Genomic DNA, 26,287 nt, shown 5'->3' with positions numbered 1-26,287 from the left:
GGATTAAACCCGTAAATGTTAGAGTTTATACAAGGTTTTCAGCTATCAGAGTTTGAAATAACCGCGCTGATATTAAGCTTAAAGGTTTCTGGTGTGGCCAGCTTATGTGTGCTCCCATTGGCCATTTTTATTGGCTATTTATTATCCAGAACATCATTTTGGGGAAAGTCGTTATTTGAAGCTATAGTCTATTTACCTTTAGTCCTACCCCCCGTTGTTATTGGTTATCTTTTACTGATGAGCTTTTCAACTCAGTCAATTTTAGGTCGATTCTTATTAGATAATTTCGGTTTTCAATTCGCGTTTAAATGGCAAGGAGCTGCGCTAGCGGTTGCTGTTGTAGCATTACCCTTAATGGTAAGAAGTATTCGTTTAGCATTTGACTTAATTGATCTTAAAATCGAGCAGGCTGCATTAACATTAGGCGCATCACCTTTAAGGGTATTTTTGACGATTAGTTTGCCACTTGCGCTGCCTGGTATTATTTCTGGTGCTATCTTAGGGCTTGCAAGGGGGTTAGGTGAGTTTGGTGCAACCATTACCTTTGCGGCTAATATTCCTGGTCAAACCCAAACCTTACCTCTTGCTATGTATCGTTTTATTCAAACACCTGGAGCTGAGCTAATGGCGGCAAGGCTATGCATTATTGCCATTATCATCGCGATTATTGCTTTGGTCTTATCTGAGTTGCTAACCCGAAAAATGAAAAACAAATTGGCAGGGGTGAAGTAATCAGATGTCCTATTTAAATATTAAAATACGAAAACGCATGGGTAACCACTCATTAGCATTTAATTTAGAGTTGCCTAAATCGGGCGTCACCATGATTTATGGCCCTTCAGGTGCGGGTAAAACCAGCCTCATCAATATGATATCTGGCTTAATGACCCCTGATATGGGGAAAATTAAGTTTGCTGATACTGTGCTTTTTGATAGTCATAAAGGCATAAATGTTAAGACGTATAAACGAGAAATTGGCTATGTTTTTCAAGATGCGAGGTTATTTCCGCATTTAAATGTCAAACAGAATCTTTTTTATGCTTCAAAGGCCACAGCTAATGATGAATCTAATCGACTGATAAAGCTTTTAGGCCTTGCTACCTTGTTAAAGCGTATGCCAAATACACTGTCAGGAGGAGAAAGACAAAGAGTGGCAATAGGGCGAGCGCTACTCTCAAAACCTAAACTTTTATTGTTAGATGAGCCGTTAGCATCCTTAGATACTGAAAAGAAAAAAGAGCTTTTAGGCTATTTTAAACAGGTTGTAAAACAATTAAATATTCCCATCCTTATGGTAAGTCATGATGAAAGTGAAGCCATGACCTTGGCCGATAATTTGGTTTTATTAGAGGCGGGGAAAGTGTTGGATTATGGGCCGCTTGAATCAGTCTGGAATAAAAGAAGCCAAGGTGGAAACATTGATAATCAAATTCATAGTATGGCCTATAGTGCCGTGCATAAGTTTGACCATCTTGACTATGCTATGTCTCAAGTGGAATTCGTACATGAAAAAAGCGGACGACTTACTGGCTCATTTTTATGGATGAAAGCACAGGGTATGGGGCAGCACCAAACCTCAGGTGATCTGAAAAAAACGGTTCTTAAAAAACAAGTGGACACCTCGAATAAATTTAGATTGTTAATTGATGCACAAGATGTGTCAATTTCATTAGAAAACTCATCCTTATCCAGTATCCGCAACCGTATTGTTTGTCGTATTGTCTCTTGTCAAGAAGTGGGTCGAGAGCAGTCTCTACTGGTTAATATGGCAGATACTAATGGTGTGATTTTTATGGCTAAAATCAGTAATTGGGCATGGCGAGAAATGAAATTAAAAATGGGCATGAAAGTGGTCGCCCAAATAAAATCTACCAGCTTGGTACCCATACAATAAAGCCATATTTAGTTAACTTGGCAGATTAACCTATTTGTAAAAATTTAGTTAACCCCATAAAAAAAGGCATCCTAAGATGCCTTTTTTATTTTAAATCAGCCAGTTACACTTGTGCTGATAGTGTTTCTTGTTCTTGCTTGTTGGTTTCAACTTGCAAGGCTTTAAGCATTTTACGCTCTTTACGTCTATAACCCAGTACTAATAAGCAAGGGGTTAAGAAAAGGGTTAATGGTGTCGCAAACAGTAAACCGCCGGCAATCGCAGTCGAAAGCTGAGTCCACATTTGTGATGATGGGGCACCAATGCTAATGCTCTGGTTCATCAAGTCCACATTTAACTGAAATACCATAGGGATAAGTCCCAATATGGTGGTGACTGTGGTCAATAACACAGGACGTAATCTTTGTGCTCCGGTTCTGACGGCTGCCTCAACAACCAACATCCCTTGAGCCCTTAGACTATTAAAGGTGTCTATTAGGACAATATTGTTATTGACGACTATCCCCGCAAGCGCAATGACACCAACGCCACTCATTACAATACCAAAAGGTTCGCCCTTAGCCATAAGGCCAACAAGTACACCCATGGTTGAGAAAATAACGGCGCTTAATATTAATAAACATTGGAAGAAATTATTAAACTGAGTCACCAAAATGATAGCCATCATAAAGAAGGCGATACCAAAGGCATTCATTAAGAATGCTTGAGATTTTTGTTGATCTTCAGTATTCCCCCTAAATTGATAGTCAACTTCAGCAGGCATATTTGACGCTTCCATTTCGGCTGCAATGGCTTTGATGACCTGATCAACGACTAAGCCTTCTTTCACATCTGCGCTAATATTAACCACTTTTTTACCCTCAACACGGTTAATCTTACCTTGTTTGGGGGCCGCCTTTCTCACAATGAAATTGCTAACTGGAATAGGGCCAACATTGGAAGGAATCATAATGTTATCAAGTTGTTCTAAGCTACGCTGATTAACGGGGTAGCGTAAAACAATATCAATTTCATCATCCGCGCCTTCTGGTAAAAAATCAGAGAGGGTAATGCCGTTTGTCACTAATTTAATCGCGTTACCTAGTGTTGCAACACTAACGTCGAAGCGTTGTGCTTGGGCGCGATCGATGTCAATTTGCCACTCAATGCCTGGTAAGGATCTATCATCATTAACGGTGACAATCTCGCTGCGCTGGCCTAACTCTTCAACGAGTCGGTCTGCGGTAATATTTAACAGCTCACTGAAATCGGAAGACAGCTCAAGTTCTATATCGGTTCCTGATTGCGGGCCATCTTGCTTCACTTCAGCTTCGACAATAATGCCTGGTATCTTATCCGTTTCTTTACGAATGTTTGATAAGATGACTTCTGCAGGTTGTCGCGCATACCAATCGATAAACTCCAGAGAAAGTGTACCTATACTGTCAGGAGATGATTGATTACCAGGCGAAGCTGTACTGGTTGTAATAACACTTTTAAGATCTGGGTGGCCGATTACAATCTGCTCTACCTGGCGAACAATGTCATCTTTTTCATTGAGTGATAAATCGCCACGCGCTCGTATTTCTAGGTTAGCGATATCTGGCTCACTATCAGGGAAAAACTCAACCCCTTTACCAAATTGGCCATAAGACATAAAAACAGTGACCAATAGCATGATGCAAAATGCCAGAACAAACCAAGGTCCCTTAACAAAGAGAGACAGGAGTTTTGAATATAAACCTGTAAAGCCTTTCAGCTGGCTTAAATCACCTGACTCGGTAAGCTTTAAGGTTCGTTCGGTAGCAGGTGTATATACCCCTTTTTTACCTATGATTGAGCCTATAGTAGGAATAATGATTAATGCCATGACCAGTGAAGAGGTGAGTGTGGCAATCACTGTGATAGGCATATAGCGCATAAACTCACCCACAATATCAGGCCAATAAAGCAAAGGCATGAAGACCGCTAGCGTGGTTGCTGTTGATGCCGTAATAGGCCAAGCCATTCGTTGTGCCGCTTCTGAGTATGCCTGTTGTTTTGAGGCACCTTCGGCTAATTTTCTATCAGCATACTCAGTCACGACAATAGCGCCATCAACCAGCATGCCCACACTTAGAATCAAACCAAAAAGTACGACCATGTTCATGGTAAAACCTTGCATGTGCAAGATTAAAATACCCATCAAAAAAGCGCCTGGAATTGCAATCCCAACTAAGAAGGAGGTTCTTAATCCTAAGAAGGCAACAATGACCACCATCACTAATACTGTGGCGAAAATAACATTGTTAAACAAGTCATTCAGTGATTGTAAAATACTCACTGATTCATCTTGAGATAAGCTATATTTAACGCCTTCAGGCCACTTTGTACTTTCAACTTCAATGACTTCTTTAACGGCGGTAATCATGTTGATGGTATTGCCACCCACACGTTTGGAAACACCTAAAGTAATACTACTTTTGCCATCAAGACGCGCATAGCTTGTTGCATCTTTGAAAGTCATATGACCCGTTGCAATATCTTTAAGTAATACGGCCTTGTCACCTTCAACCTTCATCGGCAGGTTGAAAATGTCTTCTTCTGTTTTAAGTAAACCTGGCACTTTTAAAGAGAAACGGCCAGAGCCTGTGTCTAGCGTCCCAGCTGCAACTAATTGGTTGCTATTGTTAAAGGTATTAACAACATCTGTTAGATCTAGATTGTAAGACTCTAGGGCGTCTGGGCTAATAATAATCTCAGCGAGATCTTCTCTATCGCCGCTAATTTCAGCCTCTAAAACACCTTGAACCGCTTCAATATCATCTTGAAGATTGTTGGCAATACGGCTTAGGGTCGCAAACTCAACATCACCATGCAGTGTGACTTGCAATACAGGGAAGGTAGATAAGTTAATTTCGTTAACGGTTGGCTCATCCGCATCATCAGGTAAATCCGCTTTAGCAGTATCCACCTTATCTTTCACATCAACCAATGCCTGATCAATATCTGTATTACTGTCAAATTCCAGCGTAATTGAGGCATGTCCTTCTGAGGCGGTAGATGAAATTTTATCTAAGCCTTCAATGCTTTTTAGCTCTTTCTCCATAGGGTGAACTAAAAGGCTATCTGAGTCTTCTGGTGAAATACCATCTAAAGAAATAGAGACGTAAATAGTTGGTATCGTGATATCAGGGTTTTCTTCTTTGGCTATATTGATATAGGATGAAATCCCCATTACTAATAGCAATACAAAGAACATAAGCACTGTTCTTGAGCGAGACAGTGCCGCATTTATTATACTAACCATGTGACTTCCTATTGATTTTTATAATATGCGTCGACAACATCACCAGCCTTGGTGAAACCTTGTCCAACCGTAATCAGGTTGATATTGCTTGGTAACCCACTTACCCAAACTTGGTCTCGTTCGGATTTGAGGATTTCTACTGGGGAAATAACCACTTCATTATCAATATTCAAGGTTTTAACGGCTGTGTTACCGTCGTCATCCAAGGTTAATAATGCAGATGAGAAAGCATGTGCACTGCGTTCTGGTAGGGCAAGATCCACATGGGCTGTGATTCCTGCGGGTATTTTGTTGTCCACATTAGGCACTTTTATCTCGATCGCAATTGAACGTGTTTCGCTATCAGCAACGGAACTGACATAGCTAACAGTACCTGCTACCTTGTCACCTGTGCTTAGGGCGACATTAGCCTGAAGCCCTTGCTTAATTCTGCTCACCTTCTTTTGTGGCACATTAATTTCAATCGTCAAAGGGTTAATGGAAACAAAGTCACCAATTGCCACATTGTTTTGTACCAGTTGACCAACTTCTACATCTAGGGTGTTCAACACACCTGAAAAGGGTGCCACTAACACGGCATTTTCAAGATCAATTTCAAGACTTCTTAACGTCGCTTTAGCTGATGCTAGATCCGCTTTTGCTGTTGCTACATTGACAGCAGACGAATATTTTTGCTGTTTAAGCTTAACCGCACCATCCAACTCAAGCTGTCTTTGTGCGATAAGCGCTTTTGCTTGGGCAATATTTGCATTTAAGCTTCTTGTATCTATAGATAAGATTGCTTTCCCTTTAGGTATGTATTCGCCTTTATTAAAGAGTATGTTACGAATCTTACCTGCCGCTCCTGTGGTTAACTGAATTTCCTTCGTTGGCTGAGTGGTCCCTGATAGGGTGATTTTATCCTGCATAATTTGGGCATGAACGATTTCAGCTTGAACCTTTTTCTTTAAAGTATTCTCAACAGTGACGTTTTGCTCAAGGGTAGGGGACTGAGTTTCTGATGCTGTGTTTTGTGCCTGCGCTTGTGTGATTCCGTTTCCACCTACAGCCATCCAAGCTACCGCAGCACCTAAAATAGTGACAGCAGTGATTGGTCCAGCTTTACTTTTAAGATCCATCAGGGACTCCATAAATATACTAAAATTTTCAATCGAACCGAGATTCAATATTCATACATAAAATATATTGTGACAGGGAATGTACTGACATACTTCACAAAAAATCATACAAATGTGCAAAAAATGTGGACATTTAACGCTAGCAAGACATTTTTCTGTCACTAAATTGCTCATAAACTACTCAATGATAGAAAAAAACGATAAAACACAATGATTTATTTTAATTCCTAGCCATAAAATGAGTTCGATTCGCTAAACGTTTTGCACCTTAGCTGGTAGAATGCGCGCCATTATCTTTTTATATTTTAGTGAATAAACATATGAGCTTATTATCTCTTGAACAGGTGAGCGTTGCATTTGGCCATAACCCACTCTTGTCTTCCATTAGTGTGTCGGCTGAAGCGGGCGAACGTATCGCAATTATTGGTCGCAATGGTGCGGGTAAATCCACCTTTTTAAAGGTCGTCGCTGGGGACATTATTCCGGACGAAGGGGTTGTTCGTATTGAGGGAGGGATTAAAATTGCACAGCTTCCCCAAGAGCTACCAAGAGCAGATGATAAGCTAGTTAAAGAAGTCGTCAGTGAAGGAAGAGCTGAAGCAAATACCTTGTTAAAGCGCTATTACCAACTGCTTGAAGACCTTGATAATGACCACAGTGATGAATTAAGCAATATCCAGCATAAACTGGATGATATTCAAGGCTGGGATCTCGAACAAAAAGTTAGCCAGATGATTCAAAAGCTACAATTGCCTGGCGATAAAAAAATGGCTGAACTTTCTGGTGGTTGGCGTCGACGAGTTATTTTAGCCCAAGCACTTTTATCAGAGCCTGACATCTTGTTATTGGATGAGCCGACTAACCATTTGGATGTACCAACCATCGAATGGATGGAGAAACAGTTACAGCAATTTCGCGGTTTAATCTTATTTATTACTCACGATAGACGCTTTCTGGAACAGCTTGCCAATCGCATTATAGAACTTGATCGTGGCAATCTTATTTCGTTCAGCGGTAACCTTTCAGGCTTTTTAGAATTTAAAGCTAAAATGCTTGAAGAAGAAGAAAGAGCCAATGCTTTGTTTGATAAACGCCTTGCGGAAGAGGAAGTGTGGATTAGACAAGGGATAAAAGCGCGTCGTACACGTAATGAAGGTCGTGTCCGCGCATTAAAAGCGTTAAGAGTAGAAAGGTCTGAACGCATTAACCGTCAGGGTAATGCAAATATGAAAATCGAAAGCACGGATAAATCAGGCAAATTAGTGGCTGAATTTACCCAAGTGGCTCACCGTTTTGAAGATAAAGTCATTCTTCAACCTATGGATTTGATGGTCACACGTGGTGACAGGATTGGCCTTATTGGCCCCAATGGGTGTGGTAAGAGTACTTTCTTAAAGATCCTACTCGGTCAAATTGAACCAAATCAAGGTGTCGTAAGGCAAGGTACAAAGTTAAACGTTGCTTACTTTGATCAATTAAGAGAACAGTTAGATCCTGAAAAAACCGTTGCTGAAAACGTGGGTGAAGGTAAAGATACCGTCGAAATCAATGGCCGTGATAAACACATCATAGGTTATTTGGGTGACTTTCTATTTCCCCCTGAGCGTGCTCGTACTCCGGTCAAAGCCTTATCCGGTGGAGAACGAAACAGGGTATTGCTGGCCAAACTTTTTACTAAACCTGCCAACTTACTCATCATGGATGAGCCAACCAATGACCTTGATGTGGAAACACTTGAGTTACTTGAAGAGCTGTTAATGAACTATCAAGGCACCTTGCTTTTGGTCTCCCATGACCGTGCCTTCTTGGATAATGTCGTCACCAGTGTCATTGCCTTTGAAGGTGACGGTGTGGTGAAAGAGTATGTGGGAGGTTATCAAGACTGGCTTCGTCAAGGTGGTCGCTTTGTGGTAGAGCCAGAAACGCCTGATGGCATCAAAGACACATCAACTCAAACGGAGAAAGCTAAGCCTAAAGCTGAGGTGAAAAAACCTAAGGCCAAAAGCAAACTAAGTTATAAAATGCAGCGTGAATTAGATCAAATGCCAGATACGATAGCGGCGATTGAGGCAGAGCTTGAAAAAATAATGGCCATCACGGGGGCGGATGATTTTTATAGCCAAGATCAAGATACGGTTCAGGCTGGCTTAGCAAAAATGACAGAAATTGAAACCCAGCTAGAACAGCAGATGGATAGATGGGTTGAATTAGAAGAAATGCAAAACGGATAAATTATGACTAAAAAAGTAACTCCAATCTCCTTCGTACCAAGATTTTTTGGCGCATTTGGACATTTTTTTAAATACCTATCTTCTTCAGATTATGCTGGTCGATCTCAGTTGATTAATCAAAACGAAAAGTTTGCTTTTGAAGTGCCTGAAAAAGTTGTAAAAGAAGTTGTTATCGAAACTGTTACCGAAGTGCGTGAAATAGAAGCACCACGTTTAGAAACCGTGTCGGTAGACGGTGCTTATCAGTTGCTTCAGCTAATGCAGCAAGAAGCACGTTTAATTGATTTTATTAAAGAAGATATTCAAGCCTTTTCTGATGCTGAAGTTGGCGCTGCAAGCCGTATTATTCACTCTGGTTGCGCTAAAGTTTTGAGCCAAAACTTTGAGATAGACACTGTTTCGAAACAAGAAGAAAGTAGCCGTATTAGCTTAGCAGATGGTTATAACAGCAAGGAATATAAACTAGAAGGACGAGTAGAAGGTGAGGGGCCATTTAATGGCACCTTAATTCATCCTGGCTGGAAGGTGGTAAAACATAATCTACCTAAGGTTTCTGATACCAAAGATATGAATATTTTAGCACCAGCAGAGGTTGAAATATAAATGTCTAATGCTCAATATTTTGTGGGTATCGATTTAGGAACAACCCATTCTGCTATTTTTTACGCGAAAAAAGGGACTGATGAGACGCAACTCATTCAATTTAAAATCCCACAGTTAATTGCACCAGGGCAAGTGGCTGATCGTAATTTATTACCATCATTTATTTACCAACCTCATTCTAGCGAAATGCTTGCCAGTGATTTACAGCTCCCATGGGGGGCAAGTGACTATGTTATTGGCGAACTGGCACGTGAAATGGGCGCTAAATCTTCTGGCCGTCTCATCCAGAGTGCAAAAAGCTGGTTATGCCATAAAACAGTCGGCTCTGATGAATCTGTCTTGCCTATTGATGCTGTTGAAGAAATAAACACCTTATCACCTGCTAAAGTGACACAGTCCTTGCTTGAGCATTTGGTTGCAAGTTGGAATCATGCGTTCCCATCTGCTTTATTATCTGAGCAGGAAGTTGTCATAACTGTGCCTGCGTCATTTGACCCAAGTGCAAGAGCCAGCACTGAAGCGGCGGCTAATGCCTGCGGTATCAAGGCTAGGCTGATCGAAGAACCTCTTGCAGCTTTTTATGCTTGGCTATCAAGTGCTGGAAAATGGCAAGATAAAATCCAGTTAAATGACCAGGTTCTTATTATTGATGTCGGCGGTGGTACGACAGACTTATCCTTGATTCAAGCGATCGATGATGAGGGTGAAATGCGTCTTGAAAGAATCGCTGTGGGTCGTCATATCTTGTTGGGTGGTGACAATATGGACATGGCATTGACCTATGTTGCTGCTGGTCAAATAGCGGCAACAGGGACTCAGCTTGAACCTTGGCAGATCAGTGCATTAACCCAAGCGGCAAGACAGGCGAAAGAGCGATTGTTAAGTGATGAGGTCATTGATGAGGTCAATCTTGTGGTGCCAAGTCGTGGCCGTAGTTTGTTTGCCAACAAATTACAGACGAGCATCAGCCAAGAAACGGCTTTAGCCAGCTTGATTGAAGGCTTTTTTCCCTTAGTGAGCTATGGTGAGCAGGCTCATTCTAATGCCAGGGTGGGTATTATCAAACTTAATTTAGAGTTTGAATCTGATCCTGCTATTAGCCGACATATTAGTGAGTTTTTGGCTAATAATCAGGCTAAGCCGCAAAAAGTTTTATTAAATGGTGGTGTATTTAAAGCCCCTAAAGTGAAACAGCGTATCCAAGCTATTTTGCAAACGCTCTTATCTGATGATGAAAATAATCAAATCGAGTTACTTGCAACTCACGAGGAAAATAGCCTTGATAATGCGGTCGCTAAAGGTGCGTCTTATTATGCTCTGGTTCAGTCTGATGGCGGTATTAAAGTTAAAAGCGGTTTAGCGGCAAACTACTATGTTGGGGTTGAAAGCCCAATGCCTGCGATTCCAGGTATGGCACCGCCAGTGGATGCTGTTTGTATCGCTCCCTTTGGTTTAGATGAAGGCAGTGACGAACAAATGCTAAGCAGTGAGTTTGCTTTGATCGTCGGCCAAGATGTTGATTTTAGATTTTTCCAGTCAAAAACATCTGAAGTTGCTGAAATGGGACAAACGGTGAATGCTTTTTCGCTTGCGAGCCTAAATGAGTTAGGAAAAATACAAGTAAGACTCGATGCTGGGCATTATCAAGAAGGCGATATGGTTAGGGTACTGCTTTCATCTAAAGTAACAGATCTTGGCTTACTTTTATTAGAGGCTCATGACACTCAATCAGATTTGAGTTGGAGCTTGGAATATCAAGTAAGGGACGTTTAATGTCTAAGCCTAAGTACTTTGTTGGTATTGACCTTGGCACGACAAATTCAGTGGTGTCTTATCGTGAAGTAAATGAAGCCGCTAGCATTAGTCATTTACTGTCAATCCCCCAGTGTATGTCTGATGCAAGTGTGAGGGAGTTTACCCACTTACCCAGTGCCATTTATCTGATTGCTAAAGATGAAAGGTCACACTTCAAGCCTTTACTGCCATGGAGTGATACAAGTGATTCTGACGCTAACCTAATCGGTATGGGGGCATTGGAGCTTGGTAAAAAAAGGGCGAATCAACTAGTACAAAGTACAAAAAGTTGGCTAAGCCACCGTCAGGTAAATCGAAGAGAAAAGATATTACCTTGGGGCAGTGATAGTGACATTAAACTTTCACCGTTAGAAGCATCTGCACTAATACTGCAGCACCTTAAAAATGCATGGGATCACAGATTTAAAGAGGCGCCACTTAATGAGCAGCATTTAGCTTTAACTCTGCCTGCGTCTTTTGATGAAGAAGCCCGTGCATTCACATTAGAAGCCGCTAAAAGTATTGGATTAGACCAGCTTTATTTAATTGAAGAACCTCAAGCGGCTTGTTATCACTGGATCAGTCATCCTAGTAACCTTGATCAGCTCGCTCAAAAGAAAATGTTACTTGTGGTTGATATTGGCGGTGGAACCACGGATTTCAGTTTGGTTAAAGTTCAAAACTTTAATCATAAGGTTTCTTTGCACAGGGTGGCTGTTGGCAATCATTTATTATTAGGGGGAGATAATCTTGATCAAGCTTTGGCATATCAACTGGACCCTCAAAAAATTTCGGCGTTATCTGCCTCACGATTAGCGGCCTTGGTGCAGCAAACTCGCCAAGCTAAAGAGTCTTTTTTAAGCGATGATGCACCACAAAGCCTGAGTTTAACCGTGTTAGGTGGCGGCTCTCGTTTAATCGGCGGATCACAAAAATTTGAGGTTAATCGCGACACATTAATAGAGCAAGTCGATCAAGGTTTTTTCCCTCTGGTTGATGCTGATCAAGCGGTTAATAAATCCAGTTATGGGGTTCACACACTTGGTTTACCCTATGAAAAAGATGCGGCCATGACACGTCATTTAGCCGCTTTTTTAAACTTGCATCAAAAGGCAATCGCTGAGGCCTGTGGAGAAGGGGAAAGCGTACCGGATGCGGTACTATTTAATGGCGGTTTATTTAATAGTGATCGATTGAAGCAGCGTCTATTAACACAATTATCCCATTGGGCTGGCAAGGATGTATTTGAATGTGTTGGCATAGAGCCTGATCATGCTGTGGCTAAAGGCGCTTGCATTTATGTCTCGGGTTTAGCAAATCAAAATTCAGCATCAGAATCCCTAACTCGTATCGAAAGTGGTGTGGCTCATAGCCTTTATCTTGCTTTAAATGGAGGGAAATATTTAACACTGTTACCAAAAGGCTTGGCTAAGAATCAATGGGTTGCCCTTGATCAAGAGTTTCAAGTCACCTTAGGACAAGATGTTGTTTTCCCTTTGTATCGTAGTGATGACAGCGTGTTACATGATGCAGGCGATTTGGTTGAACAAGAGGAAGGCGTTGTATTTATATCCGACCTTATCTCTCATCTTGAATCAGATCAAGAGCAGCAGGTTAGTGTCAAAGTCAGAGCGCAATTGACCGAAATTGGTGTGCTTGCGGTTGAGCTTCTCCAGGTTAATTCAACTCATAAGTGGTCGCTAAACTTTTCTACTCAATTAAATCAATCTGGTCAGCAAAGTGCAGCCAAAACGGAAGCATTAATGCATAAAAACCTCGGTCTTGCAGAGGAGTTATTAACTCAGTGCTTTTCTAAGATGGGTCAAAAGCAAAACCCCAATGCCATCAAATCTCTAAAAGTAGATATTGATAAACTTTTGGGGGATAGAGATGAGTGGAATTTGGCCACCAGCCGACGTCTGGTTGATAAATTATGGAGTTTACGTTCTGGTAGGCTAAAAAGCGCAAGTCATGAGAGACAGTGGTATCAATTAACGGGCTTTTGTATGAGGCCTGGCTATGGCGCTGATCATGATGAAGAAAGAGTGGGGCAGTTATTTTCCCTTTCTCATCAAGCGCCAAACCATGATGATGCGATGGTGTGGGGCCAATATTGGACCTTGTGGCGTCGTATTGCAGCGGGCTTGAATGAAAATGAGCAATTAACGCTTCATAAAAAGTTTGCCGATTATTATTCGCCTACGGGCCAACGTTCAAGAGAAAAAGTAAAGCAGCTGACCAGCCGTTCTGGTGATGATTTGATTCGCCTGATTGGTGCTTTAGAAAGATTGCCTTTTGAAACAAAGTTGACCAGTATCGAGTGGCTATCCAAACGCCTAGCAAAATCGTCTGAACCAGACACGGCTTGGTGGACCATTGGCCGCTTAGCCAGTCAGCAACTTGTTTTGTCTGAATCGATTGATGCTTTACCTCTTAATAAGGTTAAGCCTCTGGTGGAGTCAAGTTTAAAAGAAGACTGGAAAAAACGTAAACAAGCCGGATTGGCAGCGGTGTTGATGACGCAAACAAATCCAGCGCAAGACAAAGAGCTTGAGCAGTTAAAGCAAAAAATCATTAAAAAACTCAAGAAAGATAAGTGCCCAGCCCATTGGGCATTACGTTTAGAGGAAGGCCAACTGAATAAAGATGCTTTGAACCAATTTATCGGTGACTCATTGCCTATTGGCTTAAGTTTAATCGACTAGTTATTTATTGTGTTTAAGCGCTGCGCTAATCAAAAAAGGCCAATCTCTATTGGCCGTTTTTTTATGATGAGCTTTAAGGTGAGCTTTAAAGTGAGATATGGCTAAAGAAAATCTAGTGCTAGGGGCTGTTTAGCCAATGCAATACCGTTGAGATCGGCATAAATATAATCGCCATTTTCAATTCTAAGGCCAGCAAAGGCGATATTTTCGCCCACCTCTCCCATGCCTTTTCTCATTGATCTTAAGGGGGTCGCCGCTAAGGCTTTAACGCCTAAATCAATGGTCGACTGCGTCGCTACATCACGTACTGCACCGTAAATGATGATACCTTCCCAGCCATTAGATGCCGCTTGCTCGGCTAGCATATCGCCCAGTAATGCCACCCGCTTGCTACCACCACCGTCTACCACCATGACTTTTCCTTTACCTGGGGTTGCCACTAGCTCTTTGACACGAGAGTTATCTTCAAAACATTTCACGCTAACAACTTCACCGTAAAAAATATTTTTCTTACCATATGAATTGAAAATAGGGTCGGCAATAAGCAAGTGATCAGGGTATTGATCGGTCAAATCTGGTAATAAATCGAGCATGTTAAGTCCTTAATAGTGAAAGCGTTATCATTAATAATGAGAATTAGTTAACAATAACAGCCTGATAAATCTCTACTAGTCGTCTCAATTAATGCTCGATATTTTTTAATTAAATATCAGTTTCTACTTCATGATCATCATCTTGATCTAAGATCGGCATTTCAATTAAAGATTTTGCATGGGCGATCCCCAATAGGGTTGCGATCTGTTCATCCGGTGGTAATAACTCAACGGCTTGAGACAAATCGAGAAGGGACAACTCATAATTTAAATCAACATCCCTATCACTAAACCAACGATGGGCTGAAACGACTTCGAAACTAGGGTCCATGCCTTTAGCATCAAAGGTGGCTTCTACCATGGAACCGACTAAATCAGGATCAAGAGCCAACACAAAATCTGTATCGAACTCTGCTGTCCACTCAGCCAGTATGTCACTGGCTTCATAGCCAAATTCATACAGTTGGTTTTCATCAATATCACATAGGTTGGATTCAATACTGGCATTATGCAACCAATCATCATCTGGGATTATCAGTACTTCTTTAATCTGCAAATCCGGTGTAGACCAGGTAAATAATAAAGGAAATTCAGCTTCGTCAGCAGAATTAGCGACACAGGTCAGGAATATAGGTAAACTTGTCATATCAATGAATTACATACCAAAATTTAGAGAGTGGTTAGGATGAGCAGCCGAATAAAAATCAGCAGTGCCTTCGATGGCGGAAACATTAGTCTGATTGAAGCCAACGAACCGGACAATATTAGAGTAAATATACCAAAAGATACAAACTCTAATTTCCTGCAATGGTTTTATTTTCGTTTACAAGGCGTGATGGGCGAAAATTGTACAATTACATTTGAAAATGCCAGTGACGCTGCCTATAAAGACGGCTGGTATGATTATCAAGCGGTCGCTTCTTATGACAGAGAATATTGGTTTAGAGTGCCCACTGAATATAAAGATGGCAAATTAATTATTCAGCATACCCCTGAAAAAGACAGTTTATATTATGCCTATTTTGCGCCTTATTCCTATGAACGTCATCTCGATATGTTGGCGTGGTCCAGTTCTAATGATTACTGTATTAATCATGATTTAGGAACAACCGCCGAAGGTCGTGACATTAGCTTATTAGAAATTGGCCGTAATCAAGCTAGTGCTAAAAACATCTGGATAATTGGGCGTCAACATCCAGGTGAAACCATGGCTCAATGGTTTATTGAAGGGCTTTTAGAGCGTCTATTTGATGAATCGCATCCTATTTCGCGCGCTTTGTTAAATAACTGCCGTTTTTATGTGGTGCCTAATATGAACCCAGACGGCGGTGTACATGGTAATTTAAGGGTGAATTCTAAAGGGGTTAATTTGAACCGCGAGTGGTTGTCGCCCAGTGAAGAGATGAGCCCCGAAGTTTTAGCTGTGCAAAACAAAATGGCCGAAGTCGGTGTGGATCTTTTCTTAGACATCCATGGCGATGAAGAGCTACCTGTTAACTTTATCGATGGCTGTAGCCAAATCCCTTCATTTGATCAACGCATGGCTGATATGGAATCACTTTTTTGCGGCACCTTATTAGCCGTTAGCCCTGATTTTCAAACCAAACAGGGTTATGAAGCGGCACACTTTGGTGATGACACGTTAAAAGTCGCTGCTAAATGGGTAGGGGAAACCTATAAATGTTTATCCCTAACGCTAGAAATGCCATTTAAAGATAATGAGCTTTTACCTGATCCTGAAGTGGGTTGGTCTCCTGAAAGGTCAAAAATATTGGGAGCAGATGTTCTATATCCTATTTATCAGGTTGTAAATGGGCCTGGTATGAAATAAATAGAGCAACACACTTAGTTTGAAGATAAAAAAAGGCCTAACAATGGTTAGGCCTTTTTTATGTTAACTCTGACTAGTCATCTTGTTTAGGTGATCGTGCTTTTTCAGTCTCTCTTTGTACTGCTGCAAGAACACCTCTTAAAATACCCAATTCACTTTTTTCAGGTCTTGAGCGATTAAAGAAACGCTGTAGTTTTTCTAAAACTTTGCCAGGGTGATTTTTAATCACAAAGTTAATGTCATATAGGGTTTCTTCAAGATGGGTATGAAATAAATCCATGTCGCCTTTACGAGGGTATTCTGCAACTTCAACATCTGTGTTAGCCGATTTATTTTGACTAGCCATCCAAATTTCATAGGCAACAATCTGCACTGCTTGAGAGATATTCAATACAGGGTATTCGTCATTGGCATCGATATAGACCTGACGATGACACTGGGCTATCTCATCGTTTAACAAGCCGGTTTTCTCTCGGCCAAAAACAATCGCAATGGGTTGATTTGTTGCCTCAATAACCGCTGATTCGGCACACTCTCTTGCATTCATGATAGGAAGTTGAAAGGTTCTATGACGAGCACTGGTACCAACAACAAGACTACAATCTGCTATGGCTTCTTCAAAGGTTTCTACAATAGTCGCATTTTCTAATAAATCGACAGCACCGGCAGCTCGGCTGGTTGCTTCCTCAGAAGGGTAATCATTTGGGTCTACTAGGTATAAGTTTGATAACCCCATGTTTTTCATGGCTCTTGCAATTGCGCCAACATTACCCGGATGGAAAGTGTTTATTAGAACGATACGAATGTTACTTAGCATAGAAATTATCTGTCTTCTTTATCTTTAAAATTAAAAACTTTGTCAAAGTGCCAAGGTAAGCGAAAGCTCTGTGCTGGCAAAATCAACCTGATCCATGACTATGGTGCTGGATTGATTAAACAAGAATTGTTGGCAGGCGCCATGATACAAGGATCCTGTATGTAATACCAAGCGATAACGGCCTTTAGGAATGAAGTTTGCCGCAAATGATTGTCCAGCTTTTAAATAGAGGGTAAAAGGGGCTAACCCATCGTATGATTCAAAGCTCAGAAGTCCATGACTATTCAGCTTATTTAATAGCCTTAAGCGGCTCGTTCCTTTAGGCTCGAAACCGCCTAACAGGCTGCCGTTTTCGGGCGCTAGGCCAGGATTCCCTAAACACTTGCTGGTGTTTGCGGCTGCAATGCTGCCAAAACCGAGGTGTTCTTCTCTCACCCAGCCGGCTTGATCCTGATAATGAATAGCGAGCCAATTTGGCTTAGAATTATTGGTTACCACGACATCCGTTAAAGCTGGAATCATGGCTATTTCACTGGCTTGGGTATCTGGTGTTGTAAAGAGAGGGGTGTTTTTAAAACTGTAATTAACACCATTTCTAAACTGGGGGTAAAGGCCCGCAATAAAAGGAATACTCTCCTTAAACGTATCCGCTTGAGCCTGATCTGATTCAATGTCTTGCCAATAAAGTGTGCTATATACCCCCATGGCAAATACCACTATATAACTCACCGATAGGAAAACACGTTTGAAAACCGACGATTCAGATTGAGAGACGTGATTGGGGGCTAAATCTGGGTTGGATTCGTTGAAATTTTTCTCAAAGGAGCGGAATAGACTGGGATCAATAACAGGTTCATTTGCCTGGTTGCTTGCTTCTATGTCTGAATCCAATATGGACTCGGAAAAATTGTTTTGGCTTGCTTTTAATGCATCTTCATAAATTTTTTTAGCGTTCTTTTCTTTGTATTTACTGCGGGCGCTTCTAAGGGCCGCTTCTTTTGCTCTTTCATGAGATGCATTCTTACGCCTCATATCATCATAAGCCCGCTGACTTTCTTTAATATAAGCCCTTTGTATCTCATCATTGTCTTGGTTGTTCGGGCTAACTTTGTCATTGGCAAATTCGTATTTGTGCCAATCTTGGACAATTGCACCTTGTCTCATGGAGGAAAGTACGCTTTGATAAGCATCTTGGAGGCGCTGAAAATGCTCTGTGGTATCAGTAGTCGGGTTTTTATCAGGATGATAAAGACGTGCTAGTCTGCGATAAGCGGCTTTCGCATCTTGCTCTGTGGCATTAGGATCTAGTTCTAATAAGTGATAATCGTCTAATAAACTCATTTTGAAATTAAAAGTTTTCCAAAAAGCTGTTCACAGGAGCGTAGCAATGGCATCCTACGCTTTTCCAAATTCTTGAGTTTGTCTTCTATTTGAAAACAAACAATATTATGCCTGATTTACCTTAATGTACAAAGGAAAGCTTAATGACTGATAAGCTGACTCATCTAGACCATGCTGGCCATGCGCATATGGTTGATGTTTCTGATAAAAATATTTCTCACCGTAGTGCAACCGCACAGGCCATTATTGAAATGTTACCTAGCACTTTAAGCAAAGTAATCGAAGGTGGTTTACCAAAAGGTGATGTAATCGCTACTGCTCGTATCGCCGGGATTCAGGCCTGTAAAAAAACAGCCGATCTTATTCCTTTGTGCCATCCTTTAATGCTGACAAAAGTGAGTGTTGAGATCGATGTCATTTCAAAGACTCAATTAAGGGTTTTATGTACGTGTAAATTAAGTGGCAAAACTGGAGTTGAAATGGAAGCCTTAACAGGTGCTTCAGTTACTGCATTGACTTTATATGATATGTGTAAAGCGGTAGACAAAGGGATTCTTGTAAAAGAAATTGGCCTGCTAGAAAAAACAGGCGGTAAGAGTGGTGACTGGAGTAAAAGTGATGCATGAATTAAAGGTCGTATTTTTTGCCTCTTTAAGAGAAGCTGTGGGAATTGATGGTTTAACCTTAACCCTTGATAAAGTCATGACAATTGAAGAAATTAAGCAGTTGATCGGCAAAAAAATAAGTAATCCTGACCCATTATTTGCAGAGGGTATCCAAGCATCTATTGATTTTAACTTTGCTAGGCCTAGCAGTAAGGTTGATGCTGCACTAGTAAAAGAGGTTGCCTTTTTCCCGCCGGTGACTGGGGGGTAAGATGATTAAAGTTCAGCAAGATGATTTCTCAGTTGACCAGTTATATCAAGCATTATGTGATAATAATCAAACGGGTGCGGTTGCCATGTTTGTTGGCAGAGTCAGAGATTTCAACGAAAATGACGCTCAAAATACAGATGAGGCACTGTTTGAACTAGAACATTACCCTGGTATGACAGAGCACAATCTTCAGCAAATTGTTGATGAAGCCCACAAAAGATGGGACCTACATGATGTTCAGGTCGTGCATAGAGTGGGCCAGATAAAAGTACTAGATCAAATCGTTTTTGTGGGGGTAAGCAGCTCTCATCGGGCAGAGGCATTTCTTGCCTGTGATTTTGTGATGGATTACCTCAAAAGCAGGGCGGCTTTTTGGAAAAAGGAAATTCAGTCAGGTAAAGGCGAATGGGTTTGTGCTAAAGAAAGTGATGAGCAAAGCTTAGAACGCTGGTCATAAACTCGCTTCAAGACACTAAATGTTGGATTAAAGCCCTTTGATTATTTTGGTCGAAGGGCTTTTTTCTTACCGCTAGCATGGCGTTCTCGGTATTCAGTATCGATATACCTATCTGTTGTGGCCATACTGGCATGTCCTGCATCTTCACGCACATGTTCTTTGGGTCGAAACTTAACATCTTCAGAAATCCCCGTGTGCCTAAGCCAATGGACTGTCGCCACACGTAAATCTTCAGCATCCGTTTTCATGCCATCTTCTACCATCCTCTGATAAGCCGAATCAAAACAGAATTGCACAATATTTCGAATTTGCCTTGTACTTGTCATCGCACCTTGCCCACGATTTTTAGGGATAAGGGCTGTTTGCTCTGCAATAGTAGGTAAAGAAGGTAGCTGTCTAAACTCGCGATAACGTTTTAAAGCGCTAAGCATTTCATCAGAAACCGCCACTAGACGTTCCTTGTTCCCTTTAGACAAGACTTTTAACCACCAGTTATCATCATTATCTTTAATAAAGTCTCCCATAATAGGAGCAGATCGTTCGTCAGCCACTAACTCTGAAATTCGAAGATACATGCCAAGTAAGGCATTCATGATAAATAAGGTTCTTTCGTGCATATTGGCATCTTCTTCTGCCAATATTTCTGCTGTTTCAATCACATAATCCCATTGTAAATTTGAAATTCTACGTACCTGGCGCCGTGTTACTTCTTTTTTGACAAATTTACTTTTTTGCCTAATGAGTGCCACAGGGTTTTGTTGAACGGCATCTTCTTGGATTAAAAAACCATAATAGGATGAAAGGATTGAGAAGGTTGCACGAATCGCGGCTTGAGAGAGGTTGTGAGATTTATGCTCAGGGGCTTCGCCTTCTTTAAATTTCAATTTGCTCACATGGGCGACAAAAGGGCGCCACTCTTTATTGGCAACACGTCCACCTTGTTTGTTTTTAAAGCGAGCAACATTTTTAATGCCGATCCATTCTCTGGGCGGTTTTATACAAAAATGTATGAACTCTTCAATTTCATCTCGTCTTAAGTGTGTACAAGGGCTTTTTTTAATGAGCCAAGCCCATAAAAGTAGGCGTTCAACTTCTCTTCGATAGGAGTTAAAGGTGGCTTGCGAGCCGTTATAGCTATAAATGAAACACAAAGCCAGTTGTAAATCTCTTTGATAATCTACTTTAGCAAGTTGCGGCCAGTCATTAATCAACATGGCTTTAACACTTTCAAATTGCATGAAAGGGTTAGGTAAGTGTTCTAAATTATCGATTAAGGCTGTCGAATTCATAATGCTAAATATTCATATTAAACAAGATTTTAGCTAATATTTTAGCTTAAAGAAGAGGTGATGAATAATGCTAAATACACTTTCATTTGCATAAACTTGCAAGAGTGTTTTTATCCACCTGCTGAGGCGAGAGGCATTATTCGCCGCTTCCCTAGTTTTGTTCGACATAAACTAACATTATTTACTTCCCCGTTTTTAGTGTTTTCTATCTATACTAACGTCAAATTTGGGCATGATTACGCCCATGACAATTAAAAAACGTACTAATAAACATGCTTTATAAGGTTTGGAAAGGACATCCATATGCCATTGTTAGGATACAGCTATCGCTTTTATATCTCGCTTGCTTTCACGCTTTTGGTTTTGATACTTGGCAGCGTTTTTTCAACACTTTTTTATTATCAGTCAAAAGAAATCATCACGGATCTTACGAGTAAGGCATTTGGCTTTACTGTTGAGGATACGGCTTACAAGACGACGCATTTATTTGAAAGTGCTGAATCTTTAGTTGATGTGGTAGCAAGTCATGATATTACCAACGTGTTAAATGCCCAAGATAGACGACCCCATTTTAAGTTTTTACTTAACAGCTTCGCCAAATCCAACAATATTAGCTCAATTTATATCGCTTACGATGATGGTGATTTTTACCTTGTAAGACGACTACCCAGTAAAAGCAAACGAACCTCTTTTCATGATGCCCCAGAAAATACCCGCTATGTTATTCAAATATCAGAAAAAGATAATGGCAAAACAATGGGGGAGTACCGATATTACGATAACAAACTGAATTTTATCAGTGTTAAATCTGAGCATAGGTATGGATTATTTGACCCTAGAACACGTCATTGGTATCAAGATGCCATGTCACAGAATCAAGCAATTACTGCTGATCCTTATGTGTTTTTTACCACTAAAGAAATAGGGACTACCATTGCTCAAAAATCATCTTCTACTAGGGCTGTGATAGCCGCAGACATCAGTTTAACTCAGTTAAGCGACTTCTTAGTTGACTTTAAAACCACTGAAAACGCAAAGGTTGCTTTGTTAACAAGAGGAAACGGTGTTATTGCCTCGGTGGATAATACGATTAGTACGCATTTAACAAACTTAACGCCTAATACAGCGATCCGCTTACCTTTATTAAAAGACGAGGTGCTTGAAGACGCGTTAATGTCTAGCCAATCAAAACAAACTAAAAATAGCTTGTATCAATTGACCTCTAATCATAAAAACTGGTTCTCCATGGTGAGGAATATCCGTCTTCCGAATAATAGTCAATACACCTTGGTAATCGCCATCCCAACCAATGAGCTTTTATCAGATGCCACCCTTGTTTTAATTAAGAGTATTAGTTGGATGGTAGGCTTGTTGGCATTCGTTTTAGTTTTCACAAATAAACTAGCATCAAAACTCGCCAAGCCAATTTATGCTTTAGTTCAAAAAACAGATCAAATTCGCACCTTCAATTTCAATAAAGACTTTAATCATAAATCAAGCGTTAAGGAGGTAAATTTATTAAGCGATGCAATGAATAAAATGAATGCCACCATTAGGCATTTTATGGAAATGAATAAACTATTGGCAGAAGAAGAGGACTTTTCAAACCTGCAGGAGGCCTTATTGGGGAAAATACTTCAAATTTGTGATGCTAAAGCCGGGGCCCTTTATTTAATAGAAGATCAAGATATTGAGGAAGCTTTAGTACCGCAAATTATTACCATAGGGCAGCAACAAATACGTGATCACAAATTAGTACCACTAAAACGTAATAACTTACCTGATGCGATTCAGCAAGCGATCAATGAGCAATCAATTATCCAGCTGACTCAAAACAAGGATGCCCATCGACATTTCACCTTTACCACGGGCATTGATTCTCTATCCGGTAAACTTGATACCAGTTGGCAAAATTTGGTAATCGTGCCTTTATTCAATCGTAAAACCAATTTAGTTGGCTGCCTTATTCTGTTAATGGATCATTCATTGGATGAACACCACCAAGCCTTTATCAAAGCCATTTCAAGAAAAGCGGCTTTGTCTATTGAAACCAGGCAATTAATTCAATCTCAAGATGCACTTTTTGATTCGTTTATTATGCTACTTGCTAGCGCAATAGACGGTAAAAGTAGTTATACCGCTGAGCATTGCAAACGTGTCCCTGAAATTATGAAATTGCTTGCTAAAGCGGCAGATGTTTCTCGTCATGGCCCCTATGCCGACTTTAAATTAACGAAAAATACCCAGCAAGCCATTCATGTGGCAGCCTGGTTGCATGATTGCGGAAAAATAACGACACCAGAATATGTCATTGATAAAGCCACTAAGCTTGAAACAATTTATGATCGCATCCATGAAATTCGAATGCGCTTCGAACTGGTTAAAAAAGATGTTGAGCTTGATATGTATAAGCGTCAATTGGCTGGTGAAGACCCACAACAGCTTGCTTATGAGTTCGATAAAGAGATAAGAATCATAGATGAAGAGTTTTTGTTAATTGCCGCGTGCAATCAAGGTGACACCGTCATGGATAACTGGACTTGTGAGCAAATTGAAAAAATCTCCAAACGTAAATGGACCCGCACTTTAAGTGATCGTGTCGGTGTATCTCAAGTGGAATTAGCTCGCAAATTACGATCTGGTACAACACCAAAACTGCCAACAGAAGAGTATTTATTAGCGGATAAAGAAGAGCATAAGATCTTAAGGGAAAATAATAAGGAGCATGAGCAACACAAAAAGCTTGGCTTTAACTTAAAGCAACCTGAACTTATGTACAACCGTGGTGAAATTTATTCTTTGCTGGTTAAAAAAGGCACCTTAAATGAGGAAGAGAGGTATAAAATCAATGAACATATCGTGCAATCAAGCTTAATGATGGAGCAACTTTGTTTTCCTAAACATCTAAAGAACGTCCCTGAGATTGCATGTGGTCACCATGAAAAAATGGATGGTACAGGATACCCTAAAGGTTTAACGTCAGAGCAGATGTCCCCGTTAGCGAAAATGATGGCAATTGCCGATATTTTTGAGGCATTAACCTCTGATGATAGGCCATACAAAAAGCCCAATACCTTGTCTCAATCCTTATCTATCATGTCCAAAATGCGAGATAAACAGCACATTGATTCTGAGCTCTTTGATTTATTTGTTGAAAACGGTGTTTATAAAGAATATGCCGTGAAGTATTTAGATGAGAAGCAAATTGATTCAATTCAACCCGAAGAGTTTTTAAGTGAAAAAGGTAAGTTACACTACTTTAATGCAACCAGCAGATTTACTAATTAGTCTAAGGAAACTGCGATTAAGCGACACCTTTAACCTAAAATGTTAAGTCTTTTATCCATCCGTTCAGTCTAGGGGGCTTATTTGTAGGCGCCTTAAGGCATGATCACCACAGATATTGACCTGAAATTTTAATGTGAGCGTCTTTTGTATAATTATCCTGATTTAGGTCTGAGCGGTTCGCACGATAACTATTCATTCCTGTAAGTTCAGTCTTGATCGTAAAGCTTGGGTTTAATCGCTTTGCCAAAGCCAGAGTAATAGACTCACCATGGCCATTATTATCATCCCCTTCAAGCTCATCTTTATCCTTAGTTTCAAAATTGTCGTAACGCACACTGATTTTATAAGCCTCTAAATCATGGCTAATTAAAGCGAACCAAGCTTGAAAATCCACATTAACCGCGTTATCACCCATAATCGTATTGCCATCTAACCATTGTCCTAACAATTGGGTATTTTTGTTAATAGGGTAGAAAAGGGCAAGTGAGTTGAAGCGTGTATCCCAAGCGTATTGTTGATGTTTAAGCACTAACGGGTCACCATTGTTATCATAGCGATAAAGTCTTGCTTGAAAGCCATTACGGTGTGTCAAATGCCCACCATAATAATGCCCAATTCGGTTATCTAACTCTAAATTTGGATTAACCCAATTTGGTTGCTTTTCTAGCGCGCTAGTTTGCAAGCTCGGATAGTCTGCAAAATACACTCTATCACCTAGGTGAGTCTGGGCTGAATGCACAGAAAAACCTCGCCATGAAAGAATGCTACCAATCGAATCATTCCCCATAAATAGGCCACCGACACCTGTCATAGTATATTTGGATCTAAATGCACGACCAGGTCGTGTGAAACTCATTTCTGCGCCGGTTACTTTTAACTCTTCAGCAAACCAAGAATTAATTGCTGAGAAACTTTGACTGTAAGGGCTGGTCCAAGCTGTATCAGTATTTTCTAGGGACATAGGCGGATAAAAACTACCCAAACGAAATTTTCGACGATATTTAGAGGCTGTTAGGGGTCTATAATTTGCCCAAAGCTCAGTGATACCGGCAAAGTTTTCTGTATTTTGAGAAACTTGGCCCTTTAGTTCATAACTTAGATTAGAATCAGTTGCAGCATTGAGGCTAAATACGCTGTCAGTTAATGATATGCCTGATAAAGAGTCAATTTGGCTTGTACCTTGATCATACCAAGCATCGTCTTGGGTATCTGAAGCGGCCACTAAGCCACCCGTTTTAATATCAAGATTGATATAGGGAGATAATTGCTGGGCACTCACATGATCTATACTCACTAATAAGCCTAAAAAGGCCGAGTAAAGTGATTGTTTTTTAGCCAGAGCAATTTTTATTGCAACTATTTGTTTTTGCATTATTAATTTAACTTTATCCCCATTAAATTATAGATACTAAAAGACAAGATTATTAGCTGTATATTAGCTTTTTTTCTGACAAAATATACTGATTACTTACAATTCTTACTTGGTTCATTTTTGCATAAAGGAACACTTTATCCATGTTAAATCTAGCACAGAAGGGAAGTAAGCTACTGCTTGCGGGTTTATTCTTGTCGTCTAGCCTAAATCTAATGGCTACTGATATTGCTATCGTGATGACAAGCAAACAAGGCTCTTTATTACGTGATGCGGTGGTAGAGCTGACACCGACTAACCTTAACAGCGAAGCATCCCTTATCAATGCTAAAAAATCACTTATTTCTATCAGTCAAAAAGATAACACCTTTATTCCCTTTGTTAGTGTTGTACCTGTTGGAACCCCCATTGATTTTCCTAACCTGGATAAGACACGCCATCATGTTTACTCCTTCTCTGAAGCTAAAACCTTTCAATTACAGTTATATATAGGGAAACCTGAATCACCTATAGTGTTTGATAAAGCGGGAATTGTCGCACTCGGATGCAACATACATGACTTTATGGAGTCATATGTCTATGTTGCGTCCAGTGATTTTGCACAAAACTCAAACCTTGAAGGGGTAATTCGCTTCCAAGATGTACCAGAAGGTGAATATCAAATATCTTTTTGGCATCCATGGCAGGAGAGTGCTGAGCCAAGCCGCGTTATAAGGGTAACGGGTGACACGATAAGTATTCAACAAAGCATGGATGTTTATGAAGAAGAATATCCAACAAATGAAGGCATAAACTCGGATTATTAAGGCC

Annotated in this window: 20 protein-coding genes; 12 read left to right on the top strand and 8 right to left on the bottom strand. The window is 40.5% G+C overall.

Annotation, left to right across the window (positions count from 1 at the left end; genetic code table 11):
* Positions 1-15 precede the first annotated feature (15 nt).
* Complete coding sequence (gene modB / locus MED121_RS16130) at positions 16-732, top strand: molybdate ABC transporter permease subunit (protein WP_009834790.1); 717 nt, start codon at positions 16-18, stop codon at positions 730-732.
* Positions 733-736: 4 nt separating this feature from the next.
* On the top strand, positions 737-1,894 hold the full coding sequence (modC, locus tag MED121_RS16125; protein ID WP_036180935.1) for a molybdenum ABC transporter ATP-binding protein: 1,158 nt from the start codon (positions 737-739) through the stop codon (positions 1,892-1,894).
* Positions 1,895-1,997: 103 nt separating this feature from the next.
* Here the strand turns inward: modC and MED121_RS16120 are convergent, their stop codons facing one another.
* On the bottom strand, positions 1,998-5,162 hold the full coding sequence (locus MED121_RS16120) for an efflux RND transporter permease subunit (protein ID WP_009834788.1): 3,165 nt from the start codon (positions 5,160-5,162) through the stop codon (positions 1,998-2,000).
* 8 nt (positions 5,163-5,170) lie between these two features.
* Positions 5,171-6,280, bottom strand: coding sequence for an efflux RND transporter periplasmic adaptor subunit (locus MED121_RS16115; RefSeq protein WP_036180933.1), 1,110 nt, complete (start codon positions 6,278-6,280; stop codon positions 5,171-5,173).
* A 320-nt stretch (positions 6,281-6,600) separates the two neighbouring features.
* Here MED121_RS16115 and MED121_RS16110 point away from each other — a divergent pair, with 320 nt between their 5' ends.
* Genes MED121_RS16110 through MED121_RS16095 form a run of 4 tightly spaced genes read left to right on the top strand, consistent with a single transcriptional unit; the run spans position 6,601 to position 13,613 of the window.
* A complete protein-coding gene (locus MED121_RS16110; RefSeq protein WP_009834786.1) occupies positions 6,601-8,511 on the top strand; it encodes an ATP-binding cassette domain-containing protein in 1,911 nt (636 codons plus the stop codon).
* A 3-nt stretch (positions 8,512-8,514) separates the two neighbouring features.
* On the top strand, positions 8,515-9,114 hold the full coding sequence (locus MED121_RS16105; protein ID WP_009834785.1) for a DUF2760 domain-containing protein: 600 nt from the start codon (positions 8,515-8,517) through the stop codon (positions 9,112-9,114).
* Positions 9,115-10,887 carry an Hsp70 family protein gene (locus MED121_RS16100; RefSeq protein ID WP_009834784.1) on the top strand — a complete coding sequence of 591 codons (1,773 nt, stop codon included), beginning with the start codon at positions 9,115-9,117 and terminating at the stop codon, positions 10,885-10,887.
* Positions 10,887-13,613 (top strand): hsp70 family protein, encoded by a 2,727-nt coding sequence (locus tag MED121_RS16095; RefSeq protein WP_009834783.1) that lies wholly within the window; start codon positions 10,887-10,889, stop codon positions 13,611-13,613. Before MED121_RS16100 ends, MED121_RS16095 begins: the two co-directional genes overlap by 1 nt.
* A 101-nt stretch (positions 13,614-13,714) precedes the next feature.
* Here MED121_RS16095 and MED121_RS16090 read toward each other — a convergent pair whose 3' ends face one another.
* Together MED121_RS16090 and MED121_RS16085 are read right to left on the bottom strand one after the other, a co-directional pair.
* On the bottom strand, positions 13,715-14,206 hold the full coding sequence (locus MED121_RS16090) for a putative 4-hydroxy-4-methyl-2-oxoglutarate aldolase (RefSeq protein ID WP_009834782.1): 492 nt from the start codon (positions 14,204-14,206) through the stop codon (positions 13,715-13,717).
* A 109-nt stretch (positions 14,207-14,315) separates the two neighbouring features.
* Positions 14,316-14,852: a hypothetical protein gene (locus MED121_RS16085; protein ID WP_009834781.1), complete on the bottom strand. Its 537-nt coding sequence runs from the start codon at positions 14,850-14,852 to the stop codon at positions 14,316-14,318.
* A gap of 39 nt (positions 14,853-14,891) precedes the next feature.
* Here MED121_RS16085 and MED121_RS16080 point away from each other — a divergent pair, with 39 nt between their 5' ends.
* Entirely contained in the window at positions 14,892-16,037 is a 1,146-nt protein-coding gene (locus tag MED121_RS16080; protein WP_009834780.1) for a M14-type cytosolic carboxypeptidase, read from the top strand.
* Between the two features lie 73 nt (positions 16,038-16,110).
* Here the strand turns inward: MED121_RS16080 and trmJ are convergent, their stop codons facing one another.
* Complete coding sequence (trmJ, locus tag MED121_RS16075) at positions 16,111-16,854, bottom strand: tRNA (cytosine(32)/uridine(32)-2'-O)-methyltransferase TrmJ (protein WP_009834779.1); 744 nt, start codon at positions 16,852-16,854, stop codon at positions 16,111-16,113.
* Between the two features lie 42 nt (positions 16,855-16,896).
* Positions 16,897-18,195: a J domain-containing protein gene (locus MED121_RS16070; protein WP_009834778.1), complete on the bottom strand. Its 1,299-nt coding sequence runs from the start codon at positions 18,193-18,195 to the stop codon at positions 16,897-16,899.
* 143 nt (positions 18,196-18,338) lie between these two features.
* Between MED121_RS16070 and moaC the strand changes: the two genes are divergently transcribed.
* The 3 genes from moaC to MED121_RS16055 are packed head-to-tail and all read left to right on the top strand — an operon-like array spanning position 18,339 to position 19,528.
* Complete coding sequence (gene moaC / locus MED121_RS16065) at positions 18,339-18,821, top strand: cyclic pyranopterin monophosphate synthase MoaC (protein ID WP_009834777.1); 483 nt, start codon at positions 18,339-18,341, stop codon at positions 18,819-18,821.
* Entirely contained in the window at positions 18,814-19,071 is a 258-nt protein-coding gene (locus MED121_RS16060; RefSeq protein ID WP_009834776.1) for a MoaD/ThiS family protein, read from the top strand. The genes moaC and MED121_RS16060 overlap by 8 nt, the downstream gene beginning before the upstream one ends.
* 1 nt (position 19,072) lies before the next feature.
* The gene (locus MED121_RS16055) at positions 19,073-19,528 is read left to right on the top strand and encodes a molybdenum cofactor biosynthesis protein MoaE (protein WP_009834775.1); all 456 of its coding nucleotides are present in this window, start codon (positions 19,073-19,075) and stop codon (positions 19,526-19,528) included.
* A gap of 41 nt (positions 19,529-19,569) precedes the next feature.
* On the opposite strand, the gene MED121_RS16050 is transcribed toward MED121_RS16055, so the two are convergent.
* Positions 19,570-20,817, bottom strand: coding sequence for a site-specific integrase (locus tag MED121_RS16050; RefSeq protein WP_009834774.1), 1,248 nt, complete (start codon positions 20,815-20,817; stop codon positions 19,570-19,572).
* Between the two features lie 303 nt (positions 20,818-21,120).
* On the opposite strand from MED121_RS16050, the gene MED121_RS16045 reads away from it, so the two are divergent.
* Entirely contained in the window at positions 21,121-24,105 is a 2,985-nt protein-coding gene (locus MED121_RS16045; protein ID WP_009834773.1) for an HD domain-containing phosphohydrolase, read from the top strand.
* 103 nt (positions 24,106-24,208) lie between these two features.
* Here the strand turns inward: MED121_RS16045 and MED121_RS16040 are convergent, their stop codons facing one another.
* Positions 24,209-25,477 carry a hypothetical protein gene (locus MED121_RS16040; RefSeq protein ID WP_009834772.1) on the bottom strand — a complete coding sequence of 423 codons (1,269 nt, stop codon included), beginning with the start codon at positions 25,475-25,477 and terminating at the stop codon, positions 24,209-24,211.
* A 143-nt stretch (positions 25,478-25,620) separates the two neighbouring features.
* Between MED121_RS16040 and MED121_RS16035 the strand changes: the two genes are divergently transcribed.
* A complete protein-coding gene (locus MED121_RS16035) occupies positions 25,621-26,283 on the top strand; it encodes a methylamine utilization protein (RefSeq protein ID WP_009834771.1) in 663 nt (220 codons plus the stop codon).
* Positions 26,284-26,287 lie beyond the last annotated feature (4 nt).

Source organism: Marinomonas sp. MED121, assembly GCF_000153025.1.
Classification (GTDB): Bacteria; Pseudomonadota; Gammaproteobacteria; order Pseudomonadales; family Marinomonadaceae; genus Marinomonas.
This window is presented reverse-complemented; position numbering and strand designations above follow the sequence as displayed.

Bases quoted from the DNA above. Each gene is read 5' to 3' on its own strand.
- MED121_RS16050 (WP_009834774.1), bottom strand. From the start codon at position 20,817: ATGAATTCGACAGCCTTAATCGATAATTTAGAACACTTACCTAACCCT.
- moaC (WP_009834777.1), top strand. From the start codon at position 18,339: ATGACTGATAAGCTGACTCATCTAGACCATGCTGGCCATGCGCATATG.
- MED121_RS16040 (WP_009834772.1), bottom strand. From the start codon at position 25,477: ATGCAAAAACAAATAGTTGCAATAAAAATTGCTCTGGCTAAAAAACAA.
- MED121_RS16110 (WP_009834786.1), top strand. From the start codon at position 6,601: ATGAGCTTATTATCTCTTGAACAGGTGAGCGTTGCATTTGGCCATAAC.
- MED121_RS16105 (WP_009834785.1), top strand. From the start codon at position 8,515: ATGACTAAAAAAGTAACTCCAATCTCCTTCGTACCAAGATTTTTTGGC.
- MED121_RS16120 (WP_009834788.1), bottom strand. From the start codon at position 5,162: ATGGTTAGTATAATAAATGCGGCACTGTCTCGCTCAAGAACAGTGCTT.
- modB (WP_009834790.1), top strand. From the start codon at position 16: ATGTTAGAGTTTATACAAGGTTTTCAGCTATCAGAGTTTGAAATAACC.
- trmJ (WP_009834779.1), bottom strand. From the start codon at position 16,854: ATGCTAAGTAACATTCGTATCGTTCTAATAAACACTTTCCATCCGGGT.
- MED121_RS16085 (WP_009834781.1), bottom strand. From the start codon at position 14,852: ATGACAAGTTTACCTATATTCCTGACCTGTGTCGCTAATTCTGCTGAC.
- MED121_RS16070 (WP_009834778.1), bottom strand. From the start codon at position 18,195: ATGAGTTTATTAGACGATTATCACTTATTAGAACTAGATCCTAATGCC.
- MED121_RS16090 (WP_009834782.1), bottom strand. From the start codon at position 14,206: ATGCTCGATTTATTACCAGATTTGACCGATCAATACCCTGATCACTTG.
- MED121_RS16045 (WP_009834773.1), top strand. From the start codon at position 21,121: ATGCCATTGTTAGGATACAGCTATCGCTTTTATATCTCGCTTGCTTTC.
- MED121_RS16055 (WP_009834775.1), top strand. From the start codon at position 19,073: ATGATTAAAGTTCAGCAAGATGATTTCTCAGTTGACCAGTTATATCAA.
- MED121_RS16100 (WP_009834784.1), top strand. From the start codon at position 9,115: ATGTCTAATGCTCAATATTTTGTGGGTATCGATTTAGGAACAACCCAT.
- modC (WP_036180935.1), top strand. From the start codon at position 737: ATGTCCTATTTAAATATTAAAATACGAAAACGCATGGGTAACCACTCA.
- MED121_RS16080 (WP_009834780.1), top strand. From the start codon at position 14,892: ATGAGCAGCCGAATAAAAATCAGCAGTGCCTTCGATGGCGGAAACATT.
- MED121_RS16060 (WP_009834776.1), top strand. From the start codon at position 18,814: ATGCATGAATTAAAGGTCGTATTTTTTGCCTCTTTAAGAGAAGCTGTG.
- MED121_RS16035 (WP_009834771.1), top strand. From the start codon at position 25,621: ATGTTAAATCTAGCACAGAAGGGAAGTAAGCTACTGCTTGCGGGTTTA.
- MED121_RS16115 (WP_036180933.1), bottom strand. From the start codon at position 6,280: ATGGATCTTAAAAGTAAAGCTGGACCAATCACTGCTGTCACTATTTTA.
- MED121_RS16095 (WP_009834783.1), top strand. From the start codon at position 10,887: ATGTCTAAGCCTAAGTACTTTGTTGGTATTGACCTTGGCACGACAAAT.